Annotated in this window: 19 protein-coding genes and 3 pseudogenes; 14 read left to right on the top strand and 8 right to left on the bottom strand. The window is 54.7% G+C overall.

Going from position 1 to position 24561, the window contains the following annotated elements; genetic code table 11:
- Positions 1 to 87: 87 nt before the first annotated feature.
- The 4 genes from AC07RO_RS15800 to AC07RO_RS15785 all read right to left on the bottom strand — a co-directional run bounded on the left by AC07RO_RS15800 (position 88) and on the right by AC07RO_RS15785 (position 2011).
- Positions 88 to 504: a hypothetical protein gene (locus tag AC07RO_RS15800; RefSeq protein ID WP_495086500.1), complete on the bottom strand. Its 417-nt coding sequence runs from the start codon at positions 502 to 504 to the stop codon at positions 88 to 90.
- Positions 505 to 526: 22 nt separating this feature from the next.
- Positions 527 to 835: a hypothetical protein gene (locus AC07RO_RS15795; protein ID WP_065988957.1), complete on the bottom strand. Its 309-nt coding sequence runs from the start codon at positions 833 to 835 to the stop codon at positions 527 to 529.
- 62 nt (positions 836 to 897) lie between these two features.
- The gene (locus AC07RO_RS15790; RefSeq protein ID WP_065989087.1) at positions 898 to 1200 is read right to left on the bottom strand and encodes a hypothetical protein; all 303 of its coding nucleotides are present in this window, start codon (positions 1198 to 1200) and stop codon (positions 898 to 900) included.
- Positions 1201 to 1477: 277 nt separating this feature from the next.
- Positions 1478 to 2011 (bottom strand): hypothetical protein, encoded by a 534-nt coding sequence (locus tag AC07RO_RS15785; RefSeq protein WP_346629093.1) that lies wholly within the window; start codon positions 2009 to 2011, stop codon positions 1478 to 1480.
- Between the two features lie 390 nt (positions 2012 to 2401).
- On the opposite strand from AC07RO_RS15785, the gene AC07RO_RS15780 reads away from it, so the two are divergent.
- Together AC07RO_RS15780 and AC07RO_RS15775 are read left to right on the top strand one after the other, a co-directional pair.
- A complete protein-coding gene (locus tag AC07RO_RS15780) occupies positions 2402 to 2944 on the top strand; it encodes a CbrC family protein (protein WP_495086499.1) in 543 nt (180 codons plus the stop codon).
- Positions 2945 to 2950: 6 nt separating this feature from the next.
- Complete coding sequence (locus AC07RO_RS15775) at positions 2951 to 3433, top strand: hypothetical protein (RefSeq protein ID WP_495086498.1); 483 nt, start codon at positions 2951 to 2953, stop codon at positions 3431 to 3433.
- A 2-nt stretch (positions 3434 to 3435) separates the two neighbouring features.
- On the opposite strand, the gene AC07RO_RS15770 is transcribed toward AC07RO_RS15775, so the two are convergent.
- The 4 genes from AC07RO_RS15770 to AC07RO_RS15755 all read right to left on the bottom strand — a co-directional run bounded on the left by AC07RO_RS15770 (position 3436) and on the right by AC07RO_RS15755 (position 7679).
- Positions 3436 to 3723, bottom strand: coding sequence for a hypothetical protein (locus tag AC07RO_RS15770; protein WP_495086497.1), 288 nt, complete (start codon positions 3721 to 3723; stop codon positions 3436 to 3438).
- Positions 3720 to 4643 (bottom strand): hypothetical protein, encoded by a 924-nt coding sequence (locus AC07RO_RS15765; protein WP_495086496.1) that lies wholly within the window; start codon positions 4641 to 4643, stop codon positions 3720 to 3722. The genes AC07RO_RS15770 and AC07RO_RS15765 overlap by 4 nt, the downstream gene beginning before the upstream one ends.
- A gap of 502 nt (positions 4644 to 5145) precedes the next feature.
- Positions 5146 to 6210 carry an ADP-ribosylarginine hydrolase Tri1 gene (gene tri1 / locus AC07RO_RS15760; RefSeq protein WP_346629101.1) on the bottom strand — a complete coding sequence of 355 codons (1065 nt, stop codon included), beginning with the start codon at positions 6208 to 6210 and terminating at the stop codon, positions 5146 to 5148.
- Positions 6207 to 7679 (bottom strand): DUF6861 domain-containing protein, encoded by a 1473-nt coding sequence (locus AC07RO_RS15755; RefSeq protein WP_495086495.1) that lies wholly within the window; start codon positions 7677 to 7679, stop codon positions 6207 to 6209. The genes tri1 and AC07RO_RS15755 overlap by 4 nt, the downstream gene beginning before the upstream one ends.
- Positions 7680 to 8428: 749 nt before the next feature.
- Here AC07RO_RS15755 and AC07RO_RS15750 point away from each other — a divergent pair.
- The 12 genes and pseudogenes from AC07RO_RS15750 to AC07RO_RS15695 form a co-directional block, all read left to right on the top strand.
- Complete coding sequence (locus AC07RO_RS15750; protein WP_495086494.1) at positions 8429 to 10264, top strand: type VI secretion system Vgr family protein; 1836 nt, start codon at positions 8429 to 8431, stop codon at positions 10262 to 10264.
- 21 nt (positions 10265 to 10285) lie between these two features.
- On the top strand, positions 10286 to 10888 hold the full coding sequence (locus AC07RO_RS15745; RefSeq protein ID WP_495086493.1) for a DcrB-related protein: 603 nt from the start codon (positions 10286 to 10288) through the stop codon (positions 10886 to 10888).
- The gene (locus tag AC07RO_RS15740; RefSeq protein ID WP_495086492.1) at positions 10885 to 12105 is read left to right on the top strand and encodes a PAAR domain-containing protein; all 1221 of its coding nucleotides are present in this window, start codon (positions 10885 to 10887) and stop codon (positions 12103 to 12105) included. The genes AC07RO_RS15745 and AC07RO_RS15740 overlap by 4 nt, the downstream gene beginning before the upstream one ends.
- A gap of 11 nt (positions 12106 to 12116) precedes the next feature.
- Positions 12117 to 12836, top strand: a complete 720-nt coding sequence (locus AC07RO_RS15735) for a hypothetical protein (protein WP_495086491.1) — start codon at positions 12117 to 12119, stop codon at positions 12834 to 12836.
- A 259-nt stretch (positions 12837 to 13095) separates the two neighbouring features.
- A pseudogene (tssI, locus tag AC07RO_RS15730) lies at positions 13096 to 14514 on the top strand (type VI secretion system tip protein TssI/VgrG); the annotation flags it as partial.
- Between the two features lie 32 nt (positions 14515 to 14546).
- On the top strand, positions 14547 to 15116 hold the full coding sequence (locus AC07RO_RS15725; protein WP_495086490.1) for a hypothetical protein: 570 nt from the start codon (positions 14547 to 14549) through the stop codon (positions 15114 to 15116).
- A 33-nt stretch (positions 15117 to 15149) separates the two neighbouring features.
- Positions 15150 to 15614 (top strand): DcrB-related protein, encoded by a 465-nt coding sequence (locus AC07RO_RS15720; RefSeq protein ID WP_495086489.1) that lies wholly within the window; start codon positions 15150 to 15152, stop codon positions 15612 to 15614.
- A gap of 3 nt (positions 15615 to 15617) precedes the next feature.
- Positions 15618 to 19847: an RHS repeat-associated core domain-containing protein gene (locus tag AC07RO_RS15715; RefSeq protein ID WP_495086488.1), complete on the top strand. Its 4230-nt coding sequence runs from the start codon at positions 15618 to 15620 to the stop codon at positions 19845 to 19847.
- Between the two features lie 3 nt (positions 19848 to 19850).
- The gene (locus AC07RO_RS15710; protein WP_495086487.1) at positions 19851 to 20480 is read left to right on the top strand and encodes a hypothetical protein; all 630 of its coding nucleotides are present in this window, start codon (positions 19851 to 19853) and stop codon (positions 20478 to 20480) included.
- Between the two features lie 261 nt (positions 20481 to 20741).
- A pseudogene (locus tag AC07RO_RS15705) lies at positions 20742 to 23406 on the top strand (RHS repeat-associated core domain-containing protein); the annotation flags it as partial.
- A 91-nt stretch (positions 23407 to 23497) separates the two neighbouring features.
- A complete protein-coding gene (locus AC07RO_RS15700; protein WP_495086486.1) occupies positions 23498 to 23740 on the top strand; it encodes a hypothetical protein in 243 nt (80 codons plus the stop codon).
- A gap of 162 nt (positions 23741 to 23902) precedes the next feature.
- Positions 23903 to 24561 (top strand): annotated as a pseudogene (locus AC07RO_RS15695) (type IV secretion protein Rhs); the annotation flags it as partial.

Genomic DNA, 24561 nt, shown 5'->3' with positions numbered 1-24561 from the left:
TCTCCATCGTGAGCGTGTGGCGCGTGAACGAGGGTGATTTACGGCGTGGTCTGCGCGGGCTGCTTAATTGGAAGGAGACTACATCAGTTAGGTCGCTTCGAAGGCGTGTTCGGCTTCGATTATGATAAGACCCAGTGACAGGTTGTAAGGCCACTGATCCGAAATGACTCTAGCCATCCCGAGCTTACGATGGCTGATCAGTTCCGGAATCTCGCCTCGCGAAATCAGGTGTAAAGCCTTCAGTAGTACTGCTTTGAAGCGAATGAGTTGATCCTCGGTGGTGATCTCAAAAATCGCCTGCCGCCGGTCAGTCAGTGCGCAGTCAATTGCACGAAGGGCCGCTTCTATTTTTTGTTTGGCAGTTTCTCTGCGGTTCATCTTGGTGGCGTCCTGCATGACTTTTCTTCCGTTTTCATGATTCAGAAGCTCCCCGGCCCACGTGACCAAAACTGCCAGCAGCATACCGGTGATGGGCGCCGGTTGAGGAGAGCGGGGGTTGCTCAAGCCAACCGAACGCCATCAGCGCCTAGTGGTTTTGAGACCTGAATTCACGCATCCATTTCAGGGCAGGCGTTTCTCCCCCTGTGAGCTCAGTGCAAAAAGTTGCAAACGCCTGCTCAAGCGCTTCATACGCCTGGAGGCCTCGTTCGCTAAAGCGGTATCGCCCCGGAATCTGGCCCCACTCCCAAGGCGTCGTAATCGCCCCTTCCATGACGAGCTTTAGCAGAGGCTTCAGTTCAGCGTATAGCTCCGCTGCCTCAGCATCGAGATCGGCATACGCCTTGAGATGGGTTTCCAGGTTGAGTGCTGCAGCGTGAAGCTTGTTGTTACTCATGGTGAGTTCCTTCGCATGCAGCTGTGCGTGCAAATCTTTTGTAGATAGTGAGCTCGAACGTGTTACTTGCCGCGTCTCGCTTTGAAGGCTTTGAGAGCGTCGGATTCGCCGCCGGTAAGCTCAATGTAGAACGCAGCGTATGCTTCGGACAAATCACTGTAGCCTTGGAGATGGGTCTCCGAGAGCAGCCTGTAGCCTGGGATATCTCCGATTTCCACCGCCTGAAGAATGCTGCATCGCTCGGCCCGCTCGATAAGGTCCTGAAGCGAACCCGATAGTAACGCTGCGGCAGGGTCAACGACTGCGTATTTATCTAGCGTGCGCTGCAGCTCACGCGCCGATGCCTGGAGTTTGTTTTTATTCATCGCGGCCCTCTTCAAAACTGCCTTCCTGCGCATTACAAAAGCTGACCCTGCTGATCAGCGCTCCGCGGCAAGTTGCCGGTCTAAACGGGATTTCAGTCATCCTCTAGCCCTCGCTGCTCAAGTGGTGTTGAAGCGAGCCGCCACGGCTCTGCTGATGGTTGGGTAACCGCACCTTCGTGGCGTTCGGGCCGCAGTCCGCAGGCTGTGATCTGAGGGTGATGCGGATTCATGGAAACACGCTTCGAATCGGCGCAAATGCCAATAGACGAACGTCCCGCTAGAGATTATCAGGCACGAAGTCGGGACCTTCAAACTTGTCCCGAACGCCTAACGCCATGCGCATCAATGGCTCCCAGAGACCTTGCTTACTGTTCCACGACTCGCCTGCCCACCGCGTGTCGTTAATCAATTCAGCTTTGTTGGCCTCAAGTTCATGCTTGAGCGCTCTTGCGATGCCAGCTGTATCCATTTCAAAAAGGTCACCATACTTGCCGTTTGGATTTGACTTCTTTTGGATGAGGCAATATTGGTAATACTGGATCCAGTAAGATACAGCATAAATCGCTCGATTTTTGTCTGGGTAGGTGTCCAGAGCCTTTAACATTGCTGTTGCAAATTTGACCGCAAAGGTTTGATTCTTGGTTTTTATCCAATAGTCGAGCACTAACAAGTCGAAGGCAGCCTGCACGTTTTGTGGTTCTTTGGTGTCTACCTTGGCTTCTTGAAAATAGAAAGGCTCGCCGACGATAAATTTGTCGAGTGCGCCGTCCGCTAGCGCGATCAGCAACACATTGTCCAGGTTATCTGTCATTGGGTTCACGTCCTTGCGCAGTCAATTGCACGGATGGCCACCTCTTTTTTTGTTGGCGGTTTCCCTGCGGTTCATAGCGGGGGTGGCATCTGGCATGATTAATCCTTTCGTTTCCAGGGCCCAAGGCCTACCCGGGGCACGTGACCATACTCCCGCTAGCATACCGGTGATGCGTACCGGCCGGGTAGGATGAGCTCCTCAGCTTGAAGCTAGATATTAGCTATGGTGAATTTGCTCCTCACGCAGCTGTGCTTCCAAGCCAAGCGCGTGTTCGCTGATCGCCATGGAGATGTGCCGATTTATGGTCACCTGGATGAGCAATCCGCCATTTTTTTGCTCGATTCAATTAGCGTGTAAGAATGCGGTTAAGCAATCACCAAGGATGCGTTTATGACACTGCCCCGCTTTATCTACCATCCCGATCCCGTCGGTACCGGTTCGGTGCAACCTTCTTCCGTCACGTGCGTGAGTTGCAATCAGGCCCGCGGCTACATATACGCAGGGCCGGTATACGCCATTGAGGAATACGAAAACTGCATCTGCCCTTGGTGCATTGCCGACGGGAGTGCGCACCAGCGCCTGGGCGCGACGTTTGTCGATGACGAGAGCGTTGGCCTGGATGGCGATGACACGCTGAGCGAGGCGCAGATCGCCGAAGTCTGTCAGCGCACGCCTGGTTTCAGCGGGTGGCAGCAAGAATGCTGGTTCACTCACTGCGACGACGCGGCCGAATTCATCGGTAAGGCCGGCCACAAAGAGTTGATTGAAATGGGCCCGGCAGCCATCGCCGCCGTTCAGGACTCAACGGGATTGGAGGAGGGGCCGCAGTGGCAAGCGTTTTTAAATGCTCTGGATAAGGATCATGGCCCTACCGCCTACCTGTTCAAATGTCGTCACTGCGCCACGCTGGGCGCTTATCAAGACAACCATTGACGCCAAATGTTGAAGTCTATAAATAAAACAGAATGGCAAGCTCTCAAGCTCAGGCTTAAAAAGTACTTCGCGATTTTCTTCCTGGTCTGCCTCGGAGGGGCACTTATCTATGGCTACATCCACAAACCTGAGCTTCCTCCTCAAATAGTCCTGAAGCAAAACTTCATACCAGGGGAGTGGCTTTATATCGTGGAGGAGGGGAGGGACCCTTCAGATCCCAAGTGGCTAAAGTTCTACATGGATCATCGTGAATCGACTGACGAAACCATGAAGGTGTATTTGGGCAAGACCCCGCCCTTCCTGGTCTCGGACACCGACTTGAAAGACGTGGAAATCCAAGGCGTCCCCAACGGCCTGCATATCAAGCTGAAAGGAGCCATCTCGGATTACAGCAGCGACCTTTACCTGAAAGACGGGGACACTTACACCACTTACCGTGTAAGCCTTGAACAGGTCGAAACCCGACCGCCCTTGCCGAGCGGTCGGTGAGCTTATTTCAACAAGGCGATCACTGCGCAGGCCAGCATGATCAACAGCGCCGGCCATTGCATCGGTATAAAAAAGAAGTGGTGGCGAACGCCATCGGGGTGAAGCTCGCGATTCAACACAAAACCCAGCACAACGTTGATGGCTGAACCAATACCCAAGCCCATCAAGAGTTGCATGAGCGATGTATTTCCGGGCTTAACGCTGGAATCCGGCCATAACCACATCATTAACATCAACATCGCTATTGGTGTGAACAACGTCATCCAGCCTGCGCCCCGATAGATCATCATCGGACGTTCATCTCAAAAACATTAGCGGCTGGTTTGCGTGCCTGCTCTTCAACTGCCAACACGACATCAAGCGTGTTGAGGAACAGGTCATGGCTCAGGATGCCGGTGGCGATGGTTGACAATACGGGTTTGCCGTTCTCATCCTTGATCACTACATTTTCGGTCCAGGCGCTGAGGTCTACCGTGCGCAGCGACGACACCGGCACTTTCTTGCCTTGGTACTCGAAGAAGTCCCGGCTCACAAGAATTGGCGCCGTTGTCACTTTAAGGAAGTTGCCGGTTACTCGCTTGCCCCAGACTTGCTTTGAACTGATGCAGTTGAAGGTGACCGACTGGCCCGCCTCCAGCGCTTCGGCCACAGCCGGCAGGCGTGCGCGGACGTGTAAGTCACGGACCAGTTCCTGAAATGCCTGGAAGCCTTTCAAGGTATCGACCACTCGATGAAAGGGCTCTGAGGCATTGCGACGATAGGCCAGGTTTGTGATCAGGCCCGTCAAAACAGTTTGCCCGGAGCTGAACAGGTACAAGTCCTCTATCTCGGCAAACGCCGTGTAGTCGCGCTGGTCTTTAGTGATGCGCACGATGCCGTTTCCATAAACTTCGTAGTGGGTACTACGCAGCTTTTTTTGCCAAACGGTGGTACCCAATAGGCATAGCCCGATAATGGCCAACAAGCCTATGGTGAAACTAAACACTACGTGTTCGCCTGAGAAATTGAGGGTCATGCCGCGGGACGTCTGGAGAGTTACCGGGCCGTTATGGGCCATTGGCACAATCGTGCTCAGATAGAACACGAATGCGGCGAGGCCAAAAAGCACAGCGGCCAATATCAGGCCGAAAATCAAAAAGGCCTTGCCTTGGCGGAACGTTGCGATCAGCTCGCCGGTGTCGGAAGAAGTGTAGGAGTTGTTTGGTTGCATGAGTGTTGGCGTCCTTGTCATTGGGATGGATGCGCGGCCTTAGGCGCGGGGCAGGGTAGATGGTGCTTTTTCTGGAGAGTGGAGGGGTGTAGCTGAATTCATGGCATACCCGGCTTGATTACTGTCAACGCTCCCTTTGCCCGGCCTGCTTGTTCGAGCAGTCCCATCACGGCGAAGCCTTCAGGACCGTTGGTGTGTGGCATCTATCCTGCCTGGAAGTGGGCACCGGCTTATGCTTCTTCGCTTCTTCGCTGTGAAGGTTCTGAGAGCTTCGGGCTAGAGCTTACCCTCATCTCAATCTGACCAGCCCGGCACACGACGGTGCCAGCCATCTCCGCGATGCGCGATTCGTTGAGGGTATTTCGTGATAGCGCGAGTGTTATAGCCATATTCTCGTGGGGCCAGCAGAGCAACTCTGGCCGAATTGCAAGGTGTCGGAACTGCCATTCTGCATAAGCCTACCGAGCAGTTGCGACCCGGACGCAAAGGTTACGAACTAACTTCATTCATAAAATCGATCTTTATCAGGTGCTTGCTCATGCAGCTGAAATGCTAGGTTTTGGATATGCTCTGACCATGCAACTTTTGTTACCCACTCTTCTGGTATCCCGGACGCGCCATAAAGGGCTCCAGCCAGTTGTCCGGCAACTGCAGCGACACTGTCAGCGTCATCTGCGAGATTAGCAGCTAACAGCACTGCATCTTTAAAGTTGTCAGTGTTCCACACCGCCCACAGTGCTGCCTCCAACGTATCAATCGCGTAGCCACTAGAGCGGATCTGATCACGGGTTTTTTGTTTGTATTCACCTGCATTGATGATGGTTGCTCGCGCTAGAAGGGGACGAACCATAGGCTGGCACATCTCTATCCTATCTGCGCCATTGAGTGCCAAGTGCAATTGTGCGCTCATGAGCTCACAGCAGTTCACTGCTTCCAAAGCTCTGTGGGTGGTGCGACTTTGAGTTTGAGCTTCTCGCCACGTGGATGACAGCATATGCCGCCGAAAGATGGCAACGGGTGCCAGTCTGATTATAGAGCCATTCCCTGCGGTGTTAGGTTCGGTATTCCCAATCCATTTCAGCCTCAGACTTAGCCAGCCCTCGAGTGCATTGCGAGTTGCGTTTCCGATGTCGAAGCAAACTCCATTTACGCTGTTCTTTCCCTGTTTGTACCACTGGCAGAGCCTGTCTAGATAATCTATATAATCAAATCTGCCCTCTGCCAAATAGGTTTCTGCTAAGCACAATGCCATGCTTGTATCATCGGTCCACTCCCCTGGCTTTAAATTAAATGGTCCGCCGCCCACCATATCCTTCACATGTTTTGCATCGCGTGGCAGGAACTCAAGGGTGGTGCCTACGGCATCTCCTATAGCCAGCCCCAACAAAGCTCCTTTCGCTCTGTCTATGGATTGGCTGTGGGTCAGAGTGGAGGGTCTAGACCTCTCCCATTCAGCCTCGACATACCCTCTGCTGCCTGCATCACGAGGGTAGGAGGGCGGCTGCAAATGATCGTATCTATGAGCGTATTCGGTTACGATCAGCGTCGTGCTATGAAGGTCGATCATGGGACTTCTTCTAGTAGTAAATGGGTAGTTGAGCCTGATTCAATCCGGTTTAAAACCTTAAAAGATGTTCCTGGCGGATACAGTATTTCGGCCTCGTTCCACTCAGCAAGAAAGCTGATATCTTTGCCCGACACGCCGCGTACCAGCATTTGTGTATTCCCACTGAATGGTATCTTCGCTGATGAGCTAAAAAATCCCTTGTCTGTCTCGGTCGCTCCCATCTGCATCCGATCCAATACTGCCTTAGGCAGATCCGTTCCCCTCCGCGACTCACCACCAGCATACTGAGGCAGGCGTGCCAGTCCTTCAGTGGCATGATGAGCAAATGCCTCCACTTCAGGTGTTGCTGTACCGGAACGCAATGCTGCGTTGAATTCTTTGTATACGTCATTTGTAGAGTACCCATAAAGAGCACCTATTTGATCGTCCGAAAGCAGGGCTGACAGCGCAGGATCTCGTACATTAGCTTGTTCTCTCCCCTTCTTAATCCAACTATCTGCCAAATCTTGACCGACGGCCTCGCGGAGACTCATTACTTTGGGGGCCAGCACTGTGGGTCTGTCTGGAGTCCGTTCGCGGGGCGGTTGCTCCGGCTCGACCTTTACCACCGGAACTGCTTCCCTCGCCTGCAATTCCGGCTGAGCCAAAATCTTCTGTTCATTGCGCGCTAACCACGCCGCGAATTCCTTGTTCGAAATGTCGGCTTGTAGCTTGGCGCTGCGGGTAGCGATACTCTCCAGACTGTTCATCACGCCGGCCTTCATCTGCCCGCGCGTCAGATAAGTCACGATCGCCGTTAGCAGCAGCATCACCAGTTGCTCTTGCCCGCGAGCCAATTGCCGAGCGGCGCGTTCAGTGCGTTCTTGTACCTGCGCAGCCGAACCGCCAGTTGGGTCAAGACCTGCGGGCTTTAAGCCGTCTTCGGCGTGCCACGCGGTGGCGAGCCCTTCCTGCAGCGTCGCGAGACATGCCGGCAAGCCTTGGTAGAAGTATTCCGCAATGGCCGCCAAGCCCAGAGCCATCAGAATCAAGTTGCCGACCTGCAGACCGATTCCGGAGCCAACCATGGCGCCAGGCAGGGCGCCTACGCCGAACGCCAATGAACCCACCGCGCCCCCGACAGCGCCGCCGACTGCGACGCTCCCCCCAAGAATCATCACGACGTCCTGCACCAGCTTGATCAGCACCGGCATGATTTCATTGATGTTGATCGAGGCCCACTTGCGGGTGAGCTCGGACTGCATGATCGGGTAGGAGAGGTCCATGGCCTGCCGGACGTGATCAATCCGATCGCCGCCCATATAGCCGTAAGCCTGGCTGAGCCCGTTACTGACCCGGCGGCTCATGCCGTCCCAACCGTCGTTGGCGCTCTGCAGACCCTGATCGATGCTCTGATTGATCGCGCCGAACTTATGGTCGAGATTCCGCTCGATGTCGTCCCAGCTAGGTATGTTGGCTAAAAAGTCCATTTACACATCACAGGCCTGGAGTAGGGCGCCATGGAGCGCCTTGAGTGAGCGTGGGTGTTGCGGTTGGTCGTTACGGCTAGCACGTTGCCAGCAGGAGACCTCAAGCCCGCTATCGACCGCTAAAGTACGATTTAATTTCCGGCGACGGGCATTTTTCTCAGGTTTTTTACGCTGGGCAATGATGGCAGAACACCGTCATTCAACCATCTGGTGCCCATAACCCCCGGCAAGCGCCTGTGATTACGGGCACTTCGAGACATTCACCCGACGGTTAAGAAATTTCAAACGGGATCCACCATCCTGCGCGACGCTCCGCAAAATCGATTCACCGGGTTGACAGCGGGAGGCGCATAAGTGTCTCCTTTGCCGCTGTGAAACATCTGTAACGATTCTGAGAATGTGATGTCGTTAGCGAATTCCAGTGCCTGGTGGCACTTTCGCATTGCAGCGCGGTCGCAGTGTCCAGCGTTTGAATTTTTACCCGGAACCAGATGGTGGTGCTGCCGATTGCACACATGCGCGCGGACCCGACCGTCGATTCCGAGACTGTTGTTTTAAAGAAGCGTCTGTAGCTCGGGTCCTACGTGATTGTAGGAATGCCCCCACGGCCGATGGCGAACCCGCCCGGTGGCGCGTCATCAACCCGTTAGCGACGATGCAACAAGGGCTCCGGCCCCCTTGTCGGCTCGTAACCTGTTGTTGCTGAGCATGGCGGTAGCGTTCTACCCCGTGCCATCCAGGAGATTTTCATGATGATGGACCTTGCCGCGTTGCTCTCGCCCCAGAACCGGCGCCTGTTCAAGTTCAATAACCTCGCCAACCCGGAACAGCAACTGCTGCTCGAATCCTTCAAAGGTCGGGAAGCGCTGTCCCAGGCGTATAGCTTCGAGCTGCTGCTGATCTGCGAAGACTCCGGCGTCGAGCTCAAGTCGATGATGGGGCAGTTGGTCACTATCGAAATCGAACTGGCCGACAGCACACCGCGCTATATCGCCGGCTACCTTACGCGCTTCGCCAGCACCGGCAGCGACGGCGGCATGGCCCGCTACACCGCGACGCTCAACCCCTGGTTCTCGATGCTGAAAAACCGCTTCGACACGCGGATCTTTCAGGGCAATACCGTCGAAGAAGTGGTGACCCAGGTGTTCGCCCTGTGCCCGGCGTTCTCCCGTCATGAATTCCGCCTGACCAAGCCGCAAAAGCGCTACACCTACATCACCCAATACCGTGAAACCGACTTCAACTTCGTCCAGCGTCTGCTCGAAGAAGAAGGGATGTTTTACTACTTCGAGCACACCGCCGAAGGCCACACCATGATCATCTGCGACGACTCCAGCATGCTGCAGCCGTTGCCGGAACAACCGCAAATCCGCTTCCACACCGCGTCCGTCACCGAGACCGCAGACTCCATCACTCAGTGGAGCGGCAACCGCCAGTTGCAGGCGGGCAAGATGGCCGTGCAGACGTTCGACTACCGTCAGCCCAACAACCGTCTGCCCGTCGGGATGAACAGCCTGAACAAACAGGGCGACGTCGAGACGTTCGAGATCTACGACTTCCCCGGCCAGTACACCCACGGCACTTACGACGAGGGCGAAACGCTGTTGCGCCTGCGCATGGAAGCCCTGGAAATCCGCGGCAAGAAGTTCGAAGGGGCGAGCAACTGCCGCGCGATGAGGCCTGGCTACACCTTCGAGCTGGTGCAGCACTACGACCACGATCAAGGCTCGGCCGACGATCGCCAGTTCCTGCTGATGGGCGTTGAAAGCGAAGGCCACAACAACTACCTCAACGGCCATCAGGCGAGCTACTACAACACCTTCTCCTGCGTGCGCAAAAAGATTCCCTTCCGCCCGCAACTGTCCACGCCACGCCCGACCATCGCCGGGCCACAGACCGCCATCATCGTTGGCCCGCCGGGCGAAGAAATCTTCACCGACGAACTCGGCCGCGTAAAAGTCCAGTTCCACTGGGACCGCAACGGCAAGTACAACGACCACAGCTCCTGCTGGGTCCGCGTGGCCCAGTCAGGTGCCAGCGGCGGTTTCGGCAGCATCCAGATCCCGCGTGTGGGTGATGAAGTCGTGGTGGTTTTCCTGGATGGCAACCCCGACCGCCCGCTGATCATGGGCAGCGTCTACAACAGCAAGAACACCCCGCCGTGGTCGTTGCCGGCGAACAAGACGCAGAGTGGTTTTCTGACACGTTCAATCAAAGGTAAAGGCTCGAACGCCAACTCCTTCATGTTTGAAGATAAGTCTGGCGCTGAGAGGGTCAGCCTGCACGCCGAACGGGATATGGAAACCGAGATCGAGGCGAATGAGAGCCACAAAGTGGGCGGCAATCGCGAAATCACAGTGAAGGGGACGCACACCGAAACGATCCAGCTGAAGACCGCCATCAATGTTGAGGACGGGGCGTACGAGCTCTCCGTCAAGAATGGTGAAGTGAAGATCAAGGCTTTCACCTCTATCACGCTGGAAGTGGGCGCGAGCTCGCTGACCATGAAGTCCGACGGCACCATCACGTTGTCCGGCAACGTCGTGGACATCGAAGGCAAATCGATCATCAACCTGAACAAGTAGCAGAAGGACAAGGAACGCCCCATGCGCACCAGTATGTATGACCGGATTTCCGAGAAACGCATTGCGGAAGAACAACGCCTTGAAGCTGAACGCCTGGAACAGGAGCGTTTGGCAAACCTGATTCCGAAACCCCACGAGCGTTTTCAGACCAACGAATTGAGCTTCGTGCGGCCGGAGAGTTTCAAGGACAAGACCTTTCACGTATTCACCTTGACGGATCTTGGGCCGAGCCCGTTTTCACTCGTCATTGGCCGCTCGGTAGTCGCAGCTGATACTGATTTAGAAACGGTGGCGCAGCAATTGCTGGCCGAGCTGGATAAAACCCTGGCCCATTTAGACTGGGTCGAGCCACTGTTCCCGACTGTGGCCGCAGGCGTTGACGCCCGACAGGTTGAATTCAGATGGCGTCAGCAGGGACAGCCCGTTCACCAGTTGCAGCTGATCTTCCTGCACCGTGATGAGCATGAGCAACCGTTGCTGATGCAGATCACCGGGACCAGTAACAACCCAGGCGGGATGACGCCAGCCGAACGTGAGGCTTTCGTCTCCATCGTGGAGACACTTGAATTACGGATGCCGCCAGATCCTGATGACGAGCGCGATGGAGAGGCCGCTGCGGTATGAGTGCTGCCGCCCGGGTCGGGGACCCGATTGAACACACATCGGCGTTGGAAGGTTTGCTCCTGGGATTAGCCGTTGGCGCTGCGGCAGTGGTGGTCGCGGCGGCAGCGGGTGTCACCATTATCGCAACAGGTGGATTGGCCGCAGTGGCTGCGGTTGGCGCGGTCATGGCGTTGTCGGCGGGATTTGGAGAGCTGATTGGCAGTCTGTCTTGTTGCACCAACAAGGCCGGGCAGATATTCAAAGGATCAGGAAACGTCTTCACCAACGGCAAGCCCGCAGCACGGGCTCACCTTGATACCGCTACGTGTGACAAACATGGCTCGGTGCCGCAAGTCATTGCGCAAGGAAGTCGCACGGTTCACATCAATGGCCAGCCTGCCGCGCGCGTGGGAGATCGCACCGTCTGTGACGGGAAGATTAGCGCTGGGTCTGGCAACGTCAACATCGGTGGCGCGACTGAAAAGACTGACGACATTAACCCTGAGGTCGAGCCATGGCTTCACTGGTTGGTCGGCGGGATTGGGTTTGCGAGTGCTGTGATCCTGACGTCGCCCGTTATAGCTGTCGCTGGACTGGTAGGAAGCGTTGCAGGCGGGATTGGTGGCAGCATCTTGGGTGGAAGATTGTTCGGGGAAGACTCGAATGAGCAGAAGCTTATGGCTTTTGCCGGGGCAGCGCTGGGCGGCGGGCTGGGCGCGAAAGGTGGTAAGTGGTTTGATGCGCGGTATGAAATTCAAACCCAAGGGTTTGGGTCTAATTTTGCCAATATTAAGGTTGTGCCTAAAGCGGCCCCCGTATCTGAGGCTCCGGTGGGTCCAGCTAGGCGCGGCCCGGATGGACGCTTTCAAAAGAGCTCGGAATCCCCACAGCAATATAACCGAAAGTCTCAGTATCCAAGCGGTTATCGGGCTGGGGTTAAAGATAAAGTTTTGGATGCTCATACAATTCAAGATGGGCCAGATGCTGGTAAAGTGCTGACTGCGGATCTGGATGTAGTTTCTAGAACTGATCCGAGAATAACGATAGAACATAACAAAGCTGTTGTTGAGCATTGGAATGAACAAGGATATAATTCCGTGCGGTCTGTCCGGAATGACTTTTATAATAATACTGACAATATGAGCATCAGGCTTCGCTCTGCGAATAGCGCTGATGGGGGAAGAATGGCTGCCGAAGGAATTAGGTATCGCCAGGATGTAGGTCCTGACTTTGAATAGGGGTTCGTGATATGTTTTCTAAGCAGGATTTGCTAGAGTCTTTCCCAGTAGTTGAGGAAAGAGGCTCGGGATATTACTTCTTTCAACATAAGCTGCCTAAGCTCGTGTATGAATATTGCCTAAAAAGCGCTGAGGACAAAGATCTCTTAACTGTTACGGAGGACACAGCCGATCGTGATTTCGCAATTAAGGTAGTGGATCAAGCGCCGCTTGATTTGTCACGTGAGAAGCCAACTTTATATAGGTTGAGTGGAAATGACTACGGGTTTACCCATGCTTTGGCTGTTCCAAGTTCTTATCATTCGAGTCTGAAAGGAAGACTTGAGCCTAAACGTGGTAATCTATTTCTCTGTATTCCTATCTTTAGATGTGAGTTTGCTGGGGATGAGTCTGAAGCGGAATTCAGGGATATGATATCTCGAATGATTCCGGTTTTTAGATGGCAAAGACCTGTGTTCCCTAAGCTTAGGGTGTATTTTGATAACCCGGCGACGGCGAGTGGCACTGCCGAGGATGGAGTACTGATGAAAGTGCCAACATTGGTGTCGGAAATCGAAAATCTAAATGGCGTTGTTAACGGTTTCATAGAGATAACCAACTACGAAGCTAAGGTGGTCGAAATTCTGTCTCTGGAAGTTGATGTGTATACGTTAATTCGTGACCGGTCTACTGAGGTGACGCTCTCCGTTGATGAATTGAAGAAGGAGATCTTGGAATTTGCACAAGTGTGAAGGCAGCGGGCGAAAATCCTTGGAGTCAGTGGAAGTCCGCCTGAGAATGGTTTGAAAATATGTATCAATTGAATACATGGCCGAGACAAGCAGGGGTGGATGTATTCCGCTTCTGCGCGGCTGCTTATAAACTAACCTGATTTCCATCCCTGATAAACAGTTAGACGATTAAATGCTTTGCAGATTAGCGATACTTGAGTAGAACTTCCTATTCTTATCTTCGCGTGAGACGGTAGTTCCGGTTTTATTACGGATTGATCTCATACGGTCTCGCAAGCGCTACACCTACATCACCCTATACCGTGAAACCGACTTCAACTTCGTCCAGCGTCTGCTCGAAGAAGAAGGGATGTTTTACTACTTCGAGCACACCGCCGAAGGCCACACCATGATCATCTGCGACGACTCCAGCATGCTGCAGCCGTTGCCAGAACAACCGCAGATCCGCTTCCACACCGCGTCCGTCACCGAGACCGCTGACTCCATCACTCAGTGGAGCGGCAACCGCCATTTGCAGGCGGGCAAGATGGCCGTGCAGACCTTCGACTACCGTCAGCCCAACAACCGTCTGCCCGTCGGTATGAACAGCCTCAACAAGCAGGGCGACGTCGAGACGTTCGAGATCTATGACTTCCCCGGCCAGTACACCCACGGCACCTACGACGAGGGCGAAACGCTGTTGCGCCTGCGCATGGAGGCCCTGGAAATCCGCGGCAAAAAGTTCGAAGGCGCGAGCAACTGCCGTGCGATGAAGCCTGGCTACACCTTCGAGCTGGTGCAGCACTACGACCACGATCAGGGCTCCGCCGACGATCGCCAGTTCCTGCTGATGGGCGTCGAAAGCGAAGGCCACAACAACTACTTGAACGGCCATCAGGCGAGCTACTACAACACCTTCTCCTGCGTGCGCAAAAAGATTCCCTTCCGCCCGCAACTGTCTACACCACGCCCGACCATTGCCGGGCCACAGACCGCCATCATCGTCGGCCCGCCGGGCGAAGAAATCTTCACCGACGAACTCGGCCGCGTAAAAGTCCAGTTCCACTGGGACCGCAACGGCAAGTACAACGACCACAGCTCCTGCTGGGTCCGCGTCGCCCAGTCCGGCGCCAGTGGCGGTTTCGGCAGCATCCAGATTCCGCGCGTGGGCGATGAAGTGGTTGTGGTTTTCCTGGACGGCAATCCCGACCGCCCGCTGATCATGGGCAGCGTCTACAACAGCAAGAACACCCCACCGTGGTCGTTGCCGGCGAACAAGACGCAGAGTGGTTTTCTTACGCGCTCGACCAAGGGCAGTGCGGCCACGGCGAACTTCTTCCGCTTTGAGGATAAGTCCGGCGCCGAGCAGATCCATATGCACGCAGAACGCAACTTGGACACCGAGATTGAGGTGGATGAAAAGCACGAGGTGGGGAATAACAGGACCATCACCGTAGGCGGCACCCACACCGAAACGATCAAGAACGACACCCGGATGAAGGTTCTAGAGGGTTCGTTGGCGATTGAGGTCGACAAACAGTCCGTTCATATCACTGCCAACACCGAAATCGTCCTCACGGTCGGTGAGAGCAGCATCAAAATCATGGATGGCCGTATCGAGATCACGAGCAATTCGGTCGATATTTTTGGCAAGAATGACACCTTCATTCACGGCAAACGGGTCGATATCAACAAATGAGAAATTCGTCGATTCCCAGCACCAGAACCAGCATGTACGACCGCATCTCGGAAAAGCGCCTGGCCGCCGAGGCACTGGCCCGGCAGCAGGCGGAGGAGGCGGCCAGTGCTCCAGCGATCGTCATAGAGCCTGAACCCGCAGCGGTGGTACTGCTGCAACCTTCGCGCAACGAATTGAAGATCGCCGGCTTGGCGTTGTTGATGCCTCACGCGCTGACGTTTCGCGACCTTGACATGACCCTCGACAGAGAGGGCCAACCTGTCACGTTCAGCGCGAAGCGTCGCCCGGCGCCGGAGGGGCTGACACTGCAGCGCTCCGCCGAGCTCTACGTGGACAACCTGCGCAAGCATCATGGCGATGTCACCGTTGTGCGCCAGAGCGACTGCCTATTGGCGGGCAGCCCGGCGGTTTCGCTGGATTATGCGTTCATGGCAGGGGAGGAGCGCCGCCACGGTCGTGCAACCAGCGCCATCATCGCGCCTGCCCACGATAACGAGCGCCAGTGGTTTAGCGTGTCGACTGTGATCAATCCAGAACATGCCGCGCTGGCGAGCTGGCTGATCGAGTTCGACGAAATGCTCGAGAACATCGCGGCTTTCTGAATCCCTTCTTTATAATTTTACGGACACACCTCAATGGACTATCAGCTTCAAGAAGGATCGATCACATTGCCGGAAGGCGTTCAGGACCGCACTGTCAATATGTTCGTGGTCGGTAACAGCGTTCCCGCTCCGCTGAACATCACGGTCGGCCGTGACAACATGCTTCCAGCCGAAGATCTGAACGCCTACATCAGTCGTCAGATCAAGCTCATCACATCGAAGCTGCGCGGCTACACCTTGCTTGGCAAGAAGGCGGCGGTGTTATCGACTGGTCAGACATTTGCCGGAATTCAGGTTGACGCTTATTACATGAACGATGGTCGGCCGGTGTACCAGCGGCAGGCGGCGTTCGAGATTCAGCCAGGGCGCATTCTGGTGTTTTCAACGACCAGCCAGGCGGACTTCAGCTCTGTGCAGGATCAAGACTGGCTGAAGCTTCTAACTAGCTTTCAGCCGCGTGAGGGCATTGTCGCCTCAACCAACTCCGAACAGGAATAACCGATGTTCGAAGCAGCGCGTTGGGGGGACGGGATTGAACACACCGGGGCTCTGGGCGGGTTTCTGGCGGGCGCGGTCCTTGGGATTGCGCTAGCAGTGGCTGCTGGTGCGATAATCTGCTCGGGAGGGCTCGCCACGGTCCTGCTGGCCGTCGTACTTTCAGTGGGGTCCGGCATCGCGCCCGCTCTGGGGGAAGCATGGGGATCTTCGTTAACTTCGGCGGCTGGGAGCATCCTGTTAGCAGGTTGCTCCACGGATGTGTTCATCAATAGCCGAAACGCTGCTCATGCCACATTAAGCATGGTCACCTGCGATAAACATCCGCCACCGGTGAAGGTCGCTGAGGGCTCTACCAACGTTTTCATCAATAACGTAGCGGCTTCGCGCAAAGGCGACAAGGTGACCTGTGACGCGAATATCGCAACAGGGTCGAGCAACGTTTTTATAGGTGGCGGCACCAAGCGCTATCTTCATGTGGATGAGGAAATCTCTGACGAGCTTCGCTTTGGGGTCGATGTTGCGATTCTCGTGGCCGGTTCGTGGCGGGGATTGGGCAAGGTTGTCTCCCTCGGTCTATCCAAAGGCCTCAGGGCCGCTGGGCCCTGCGCATTGAAAGCTGTGGCACTGCTGACGGGCAGTTACTTGGTCGGTCGTTATGCCGCCCCGCCAGTGATTGAAGCGGCGATAGGTGCGGTGACCGGTAACCCCGTGGACCTTACCATCGGTCGCAAGTTGCTGTTTGAATCCGGTGAAACCGATTTTGTGTTGCCAGGCCTGATGCCAATCGAATGGTCCCGCTTCTACGCAAGCGACCTGACCGTCGACAGCGTGCTAGGTCGCGGATGGGTCCTGCCGTGGGAGCAAAGCCTGCGCCGCAGTGGCAGCTTTGTTTACCTGACTGACAACCAGGGCCGCAGCGTGCCCTTTGTCGACATCGAGCCTGGCGAAAGTATCTACAACCCCTACGAACAGATTTATCTGGTCCGATCGCCCGGCGGTCACTACCTCCTGCAAACCCTTGATAACACCTTCTTCTACTTCGGCGAAGTGCCGGACGACAATACTTCCGTACCCTTGCATCGTCTGGAAAATGCACTCGGGCATTACCTGCATTTCTCCCGAACCGCCGACGGTACGCTTACCGACATCAGCGCCCCCGGCGGCGTGCGGGTGCATTTGCACTACGACAATCCTTTGGGCCGCCTAACTGACGTCAAGCGCATAGTGGGCAATGAAGCCGTCGAAACCCTCGTCCAGTATCGTTACACAGACAACGGCCAGTTAAGCGAAGTGATCAACCGCAACGGCGATACGATGCGCCGTTTCAGTTATGCCGAAGGTGTGATGATCAGCCACAGCAATGCCTTGGGCTTGAGCTGCAATTACCGCTGGGAAACCATCGACGGTCAGCCGCGTGTGGTCGAGCACTGGACCAGCGATGGCGAGCACTTTCATTTTCGCTACGACTTCCAAAAGCGCACGTCCTGGGCAGTTGACGTGCTCGGGCGCGAGCTGGAAGTGCATTACAACGAGGCCCGCCTTGTCATCGCCAGCCGCTATTATGACGGCGAACGCTACGCCATGGACCTGGACGAGGCCGGTAACCTGACTGGCATCACGCTACCCGATGGCAATAAGCTGGCGTTCAAGTACGACGACTTCTCCCGCCTGATCGAAGAGACCGATCCGCTGGGTCGCAAGATCGGCTACAAACACCACCTAGGTACGACGCTGGTGACCGAAACCACGTTCCCCGACGGCAGTGTCTGGAGAGCCCGCTACGACGATAAAGGTAACCTGATCGCCGAAGTTGACGCACTCGGCCACAAAACCGAGTATCTCAACAGCGACGACGGCTTGCCGCACACCATCATCGACGCCACACACAAATCCAAATACCTGTGGTGGAACGAGCTGGCGCAGGTCGAGCGCTTTCAGGATTGCTCGGGCAAAAACACCTTCTACACCTACGACGATCGGTCCCACCTGATCGCCGTCACCGACGCGCTGAATCAGACGACAAGACTTGAGCGCAAAGCCGACGGCGAAGTGGTGCGCATCGAGCACCCGGATGGCACAGTCGAGTCGTTTACCTACAACGCACTCGGCCAAGTACTCACGCACACCGACGGCAAGGGCCAGATTACGCGTCTGCTGCGCACGGCGCGCGGCCTGCCTGCCAGCCGCCAGGACGCCAAGGGCCAGCGCATCAGTTACGAGTACGACAAGGCGATTCGGCTCACTGCGCTGGTCAACGAGAACAATGCGAGTTACGAGTTTGCCTACGATGCGTCAGATCGTCTGATCGAAGAAAAGCGCATCGACAACCTGACGCGTCGGTTCAGCTACAACCATGGCGGGCATCTGACGCGGGTTGATGAAGTCGGCTACGGCGATCGGGCAGAGCGGCCGCAGCGTAGTACGGAATTCGAGCGTGATGTGATTGGCCGCTTGCTGGCTAAGGTCAACCAGGATGCGCGGCAGGATTACAGTTACGACGAAGCGGATCGCTTGCTCAGCATCCATCGGCTGCCTTCAAGCATTGGCAAAAAGCTGGGCGTTGCAGAAGAGAAACTCGACTTCAGCTATGACCTGTTAGGTCGCTTGATCAAAGAGACCACGCCACAAGGCGCGCTGGCCTACGAATACGATCCGCTCAGCAACCTGACCACGCTGACATTACCTACTGGTCAGCACCTCAACCACTTTTACTACGGCAGCGGTCATCTGCACCAACTCAACCTCGACGGATTGTTGATCAGCGACATGGAACGCGACGACCTGCATCGCGAGGTGTATCGGTCCCAAGGCAAACTCACCAGTTGCTTTGGCTATGACGCGATGGGCCGCAAGAGCTGGCAGTTCGCGTCGACATTGCCTGCGGAAAAGCTGTCGCAGATCCAGAACCCAGGCATCAACACGTCGTTGCTGGTTGATCACGCATATAACCCGATTCATAGGCGCTACGAGTACGACCCAGCAGGTGAACTGACCCGCACGCTCGACAAGCTGCGTGGCGAGATCAAGTACGAATATGAAGCCAACGGCCAATTGCACAGTCGTGATACTGGCCGCTTGGTTGATAGCGAAGAGTTCCGCTACGACGCTGCGGCGAACCGCCTGAACTTCAACACCAGCCAGTTCGACCAGGTGAAAGACAACCGGATCAAGCAATGGCGCGACCAGGAATATAGCTACGACGCGTGGGGCAACCTGATTGAAAAGCGAGTAGGGCTGGGCAAGCTGCAGACCTTCAGCTACGACTGTGAAAACCGGTTGGTGCGTGCCGAAACGATGGTTAACAGCCAAGTGCACAGCGTCGGCACGTATCGGTATGACAGCTTGGGTCGGCGGATTGGCAAGACGTCTGAGATCGACGGCCAGACCGAGCACAAACATTTCCTCTGGCAAGGCTTGCGGATGCTGCGTGAGGAAACGCCGGGGCAGAGTAGCGTCTACATTTATGAACCGGGTAGCTATGCGCCGCTAGCCCGGGTTGACCAAAACGAATGTGAGGCAGAGCAGAAGCTTTACTACTTCCATACCGACCAGATCGGCACGCCGCTTGAGATGACGGATGTCGACGGCCAGATCGTGTGGCAGGCGACGTATAAGGCGTGGGGAGAGGTCGAAACGCTTCCCGTGAGTGAGGTTGAGCAGAACCTACGTTTCCAGGGACAGTATTTCGACGACGAAACCCGCCTGCACTACAACACGTTGAGGTATTACGATCCCGAGGTAGGGCGGTTCCTAACGCAAGATCCAATTGGCTTACTGGGTGGATTCAACCTTTATCAATACGGTCCCAACACCACTGGCTGGATTGATCCAGCTGGTCTCTGTAAGAGCTCTGCAAGTGGAGTTAAAGGTACAAATAAAGCTACTCATGATCTAGAGCAGAATGGATACAAAATCGTCTCGGAAGAGGTGACGATGAAGGTAAATGGTAGCAGGGTGCGGGCCGACATTGTTGCTCAAGACGCACATGGTAACTACCATGTATTTGAAGTAAAACATGGCTCTGGAGGCCTTACCAAAAACCAGAAAGCCGCAGGTGTTTATAATATGTCCACCCCTAGTAACACTACGCAACATTTAGGTGGTGGTACTATAAAACCATCGCAAGGCACCCCTGGAACCTTCAAGGTAGATACAAAAGGTCCGCCTGGTCAAGTTTTGGGTGGTAAGGGAGCTATACATGACGCGACTTTTAGTGTTTTAAAGTATCGGTGATTTATGAACAAAGAAGAACGGATTTATTTCGAAAACGAACTTTTGGCAAGCCTTAGAAGCCTCGAGTGGCCTGGATTGACGCTTACGGCTGTGAAAAAGGGATTGAAATTTCGGCTTGGCAAGGAGTTAGTTGCTCAGCTTGACTTTCAATATTTGGTTAAGGCTCAAGCATATACTCTAATTGGTCGTGTCTTCGGTGGGCCAATTTTTGAATGCTGCTCAAAGACTATTCCTCCTTATAAAAGTAATTTGGGAAGCGATGCTTGTTTTTCGTTTACAACGTCTGGACGGCAGGACAAAAAGTTCAGCACAAACGTTTATGGAACCATCAGTGCTCCAAAAGTTGAGGAGGTCGGGGCGGTGTGCACGCATATTCGGTGCGCGCTTGAAAACTACTATATTCCCTTGGTCGCAGGATGCATACTGCCTAGTCAGCGCACCATTGAGGATGTGTTGGCATCTCCTACAGACTACGCATACCCCGCACTGTTTGTTCGATGCGCGATTGCTTTAAAGCCAGAAATTATCAGCAAGGAAAAGCTCAAAGAAGTTATGTCCAATAAGAAAATTATAAAAAATAAGGATTTTGATCTGGGCCTTTTAAGTGTCTTTGAAAATTTAAATGCTGGGTAAAAACTTGGGTATCGGTATTAGTGCGCTTGATAGTGCTTCAGCTCTAGTTTGTTTAAGGCTTTTTGAGTTCATTCAATGATCTAGGTTGACAGTGACTGGAGAGCTATTCCAGCCACTGCCTTGGCCACTGACCAAAACCTCAAAAACCTTAGTCCTGCAGATAGGGTTCAGTTGGCCTCTATGCCTACCCAAACGACTAAGACAAGGCGGTTAGCGGGACTGGCACTGTTCAACTAAAATAATGCTGCTTACTAAGACGAGGACCGCCTTGCCATCGCCAGCCGCGATTAAGGCGGTGAGCACTACACCATGGACCTCGACGAAGCCGGCAGCCTGACCGGTATCTCACTACCCGATGGCAATCAGCGGGCTTTCTAGTAAGACGACTTCTCGCGCTTGGCTGAAGAAATCTATCCGCTCGGTCGAAGCATCACCTACAGCTACCACCTCAGTACCACCTTGATCAGGGAAACCGCCTTCCCGGACGGCAGCGTCTGGAAAGCCCGATACGACGATAAAGGCAACCTTATCGCTGAAGTTGATGCACTCGGCCACAAGACGGAGTACCTCAACAGCGACGACGGCTTGCCGCACACCATCATCGACGCTACACACAAATCCAAATACCTGTGGTGGAACGAGCTGGCGCAGGTGGAGCGCTTTCAAGATTGCTCGGGCAAAAACACCAAAACACCTTCTACACCTACGACGATCGGTCTCATCTGGTTGCCGTCACCGATGCGCTGAATCAGACGACAAGACTTGAGCGCAAACCCGACGGTGAAGTGGTTCGCATCGAGCATCCGGACCGCACCGCTGAGTCGGTTACCTACAACGCTCTTGGCCAGGTCCTGACGCACACCGACGGCAAGGGCCAGATTACGCGTCTGCTGCGGACGGCGCGGGGAGCCCCGTGAGCCGCCAGGACGCCAAGGGCCAGCGCATCAGCTACGAGTACGACAAAGCGATTCGCCTGACTGCGCTGGTCAACGAAAACAATGCTGCGTACCGATTTGCCTACGATGCTTCGGATCGTCTGATCGAAGAGAAACGCATCGACAACCTCACGCGCAGATTCAACTACAACCTGGGCGGGCATCTAACGCGGGTTGAGGAAACAGGCTACGGCGACAGGGCAGAGCGGCCGCAGCGCAGTACCGAATTTGAGCGCGATTTGATTGGCCGCTTGCTGGCCAAAGTGAACAAGGATGCGCGACAGGATTACATCTACGACGAAGCAGACCGGTTGCTCAGCATCCACCGTCAGCCTTCAAGTATTGGCAAGAAACTGGGCGTTGAGGAAGAGACACTCGACTTCAGTTATGACCTGTTGGGTCGCTTGATCAAAGAGACCACACCGCAAGGTGCGCTTGCCTACGAGTACGATCCGCTAAGCAACCTGACCACGCTGACGTTGCCGACTGGCCAGCACCTGAATCACTTGTACTACGGCAGCGACCACCTGCATCAGCTGAACCTCGATGGAATGCTGATCAGCGACATGGAGCGCGATGATCTGCATCGCGAGGTCTATCGGTCCCAAGGCAAGCTCACCAGTTGCTTTGGCTACGACGCGATGGGCCGGAAGAGTTGGCAGTTTGCGTCGACGTTGCCTGCTGAGAAGCTGTCGCAGATCCAGAACCCAGGCATCAATACCTCGTTGCTGGTCAATCATGCGTACAACCCGATTCATCGGCGCTATGAATACGACCCGGCGGGAGAGCTGACCCGCACGCTCGACAAGCTGCGTGGCGAGATCAAGTACGAATATGAAGCCAACGGCCAACTGCACAGTCGTGATACTGGCCGCTTGGTTGATAGCGAAGAGTTCCGATACGACGCTGCGGCCAACCGCCTGAACTTCAACACCAGCCAGTTTGATCAGGTCAAAGACAACCGAATCAAGCAATGGCGCGACCAGGAATATACCTATGACGCTTGGGGCAACCTGATTGAAAAGCGGTCCGGGCTAAATAAGCTGCACACGTTCACCTACGACTGCGAAAACCGGCTTGTGCGTGCTGAGACGATGGTTAACAGCCAGGTGCACAGCGTTGGCACGTACCGGTATGACAGCCTGGGTCGGCGGGTTGGAAAGACGTCTGAGATTCAAGGGCGAATCGACCACAAGCAATTCCTCTGGCAAGGCCTGCGGATGTTACGCGAGGAGTCGCCGGGACAGAGCAGCCTCTACATCTACGAGCCAGGTAGCTACGCCCCGCTAGCACGGGTCGATCAAAACGAAGGTGAGGCAGAGCAGAAGCTTTACTACTTCCATACCGACCAGATCGGCACGCCGCTTGAGATGACGGATGTCGACGGCCAGATCGTTTGGCAGGCGACGTACAAGGCGTGGGGTGAAGTCGAAACGCTTGCGGTGAGCGAGGTTGAGCAGAACCTGCGGTTCCAGGGTCAGTACTTCGACGATGAGACGGGGCTGCACTACAACACGTTTAGGTACTACGATCCGGAAATTGGGCCGTTCATTACGCAGGATCCGATTGGATTGTTGGGTGGGTATAATCTTTATCAGTACGCCCCCAGCCCGCTTGGTTGGATCGACCCGTGGGGTTGGAACTGCATCCCTAACAAAGTGGCCGGGACTGCGCGTGAGAATAGGGCAAAGGCTCTGTTCGTGAAACGATATGGCAAGCGGAATGTTCTGAGCGAAAGGTACTTGCGCAACGCCGAGGGTAAAATCGTTAAAGATCCTTTAACTGGTGAGGGAAGGCGAGTCGATTTTGTCATTAAAAATGCGGATGGTACCGGCACCGCAAAAGAAATCACCAGCCTCACGGCAGATAAGACTGGACAACTCCTTAAGGAGGAAAGAATTCGCGACGCGGGTGGGTTATTTGTGCGGGAGCCTGGGACGAAGAAGCTGATCGAAGTCACCGATGTGTCAACAGTCATCCGAGCCAAATAGGGGAGTTATTGTGGAAGATCTAAATTTTACCTTGTGTAGTGTTCCCATGCTGTATAGTCGGAATAAAAGCAAGGAGTATCAAGAGCGGATAGTGCTGAAGCTTACTGTGCTGTTAGAGTTTTTAAAAAAAAATGATCTTATTTCTGTCGATCCCTTTAAAGCGGACGGTAGTTTGGATCTGGATTTCATTTTGAAAAAAAATGATGCTAAGCCAGAGTGCGTTGAGCTCTTCAAGAAAGTCATCCCCGGCTGGTTCTCCTATCTGGATAAGGGTGGGGATGTGAATAACATCAAACGCCTTTCTGAAGGTTTAAAGAAGATTATGGATCAATGATGGCGGTGAATTTTAGTTTCCGTTGAGAAGCCTGAGAGTGCTTCCGGTGGACGCTTTTTCCTTCAAAGCCAAAAGAGTTTTGAATAAATTTAACTAATACTCGGGGTGTGGCGGTTAGACAGATTTGTTACTTGTTGCATTCTTTTCAAAAGGTTAGTTGGCATGACGGCTACCAGCCTTGTCTCAGCCACTAGCAGTTTTTATAACACTCCTTACGGCACGCCCGCCAATATCAGCAAGATTGGCGGCGTGCACCTGTACCTGCACCTGCACCGTGACGATCCGCTTGGCCGCCTAACCGACGTCAAGCGCGTAGTGGGCAATGAAGCCGTCGAAACCCTCGTTCAGTATCGCTACAGCGACGACGGCCAGTTGAGCGAAGTGATCAACCGCAACGGCGATACGATGCGCCGCTTCAGTTATGCCGAAGGCGTGATGATCAGCCACAGCAATGCCCTGGGCTTGAGCTGCAATTACCGCTGGGAAACCATCGACGGTCAGCCGCGTGTGGTCGAGCACTGGACCAGCGATGGCGAACACTTTCATTTCCGCTACGACTTCAAGAACAGAACTTCTTGGGCGGTAGACGTCCTCGGCCGTGAGCTTGAAGTGCATTACAACGAGGATCGCCTTGTCATCGCCAGCCGCGATTATGGCGGTGAACGGTACGCCATGGACCTGGACGAAGCCAGTAACCTGATCGGCATCACGCTACCCGATGGCAATAAGCTGGCCTTCAAGTACGACGACTTCTCCCGCCTGATCGAAGAGACCGATCCGCTGGGCCGCCAGATCCGCTACAAACACCACCTCGGTACGAG

It is taken from the genome of Pseudomonas sp. GW821-FHT07F05, assembly GCF_059418765.1.
Note: the sequence above shows the minus strand (reverse complement) of the source record. Positions and strands in the feature narration are given on the sequence as shown.

What these genes read in the sequence shown, in the direction of transcription:
- AC07RO_RS15795 (WP_065988957.1), bottom strand. Translation starts at nt 835, where the DNA reads ATGAGTAACAACAAGCTTCACGCTGCAGCACTCAACCTGGAAACCCAT.
- AC07RO_RS15740 (WP_495086492.1), top strand. Translation starts at nt 10,885, where the DNA reads ATGAGTGCTGCCGCCCGGGTCGGGGACCCGATTGAACACACATCGGCG.
- AC07RO_RS15785 (WP_346629093.1), bottom strand. Translation starts at nt 2,011, where the DNA reads ATGACAGATAACCTGGACAATGTGTTGCTGATCGCGCTAGCGGACGGC.
- AC07RO_RS15715 (WP_495086488.1), top strand. Translation starts at nt 15,618, where the DNA reads ATGTTCGAAGCAGCGCGTTGGGGGGACGGGATTGAACACACCGGGGCT.
- AC07RO_RS15725 (WP_495086490.1), top strand. Translation starts at nt 14,547, where the DNA reads ATGTACGACCGCATCTCGGAAAAGCGCCTGGCCGCCGAGGCACTGGCC.
- AC07RO_RS15770 (WP_495086497.1), bottom strand. Translation starts at nt 3,723, where the DNA reads ATGATGATCTATCGGGGCGCAGGCTGGATGACGTTGTTCACACCAATA.
- AC07RO_RS15710 (WP_495086487.1), top strand. Translation starts at nt 19,851, where the DNA reads ATGAACAAAGAAGAACGGATTTATTTCGAAAACGAACTTTTGGCAAGC.
- AC07RO_RS15745 (WP_495086493.1), top strand. Translation starts at nt 10,286, where the DNA reads ATGCGCACCAGTATGTATGACCGGATTTCCGAGAAACGCATTGCGGAA.
- AC07RO_RS15775 (WP_495086498.1), top strand. Translation starts at nt 2,951, where the DNA reads ATGTTGAAGTCTATAAATAAAACAGAATGGCAAGCTCTCAAGCTCAGG.
- tri1 (WP_346629101.1), bottom strand. Translation starts at nt 6,210, where the DNA reads ATGATCGACCTTCATAGCACGACGCTGATCGTAACCGAATACGCTCAT.
- AC07RO_RS15750 (WP_495086494.1), top strand. Translation starts at nt 8,429, where the DNA reads ATGATGATGGACCTTGCCGCGTTGCTCTCGCCCCAGAACCGGCGCCTG.
- AC07RO_RS15780 (WP_495086499.1), top strand. Translation starts at nt 2,402, where the DNA reads ATGACACTGCCCCGCTTTATCTACCATCCCGATCCCGTCGGTACCGGT.
- AC07RO_RS15735 (WP_495086491.1), top strand. Translation starts at nt 12,117, where the DNA reads ATGTTTTCTAAGCAGGATTTGCTAGAGTCTTTCCCAGTAGTTGAGGAA.
- AC07RO_RS15755 (WP_495086495.1), bottom strand. Translation starts at nt 7,679, where the DNA reads ATGGACTTTTTAGCCAACATACCTAGCTGGGACGACATCGAGCGGAAT.
- AC07RO_RS15765 (WP_495086496.1), bottom strand. Translation starts at nt 4,643, where the DNA reads ATGCAACCAAACAACTCCTACACTTCTTCCGACACCGGCGAGCTGATC.
- AC07RO_RS15720 (WP_495086489.1), top strand. Translation starts at nt 15,150, where the DNA reads ATGGACTATCAGCTTCAAGAAGGATCGATCACATTGCCGGAAGGCGTT.
- AC07RO_RS15790 (WP_065989087.1), bottom strand. Translation starts at nt 1,200, where the DNA reads ATGAATAAAAACAAACTCCAGGCATCGGCGCGTGAGCTGCAGCGCACG.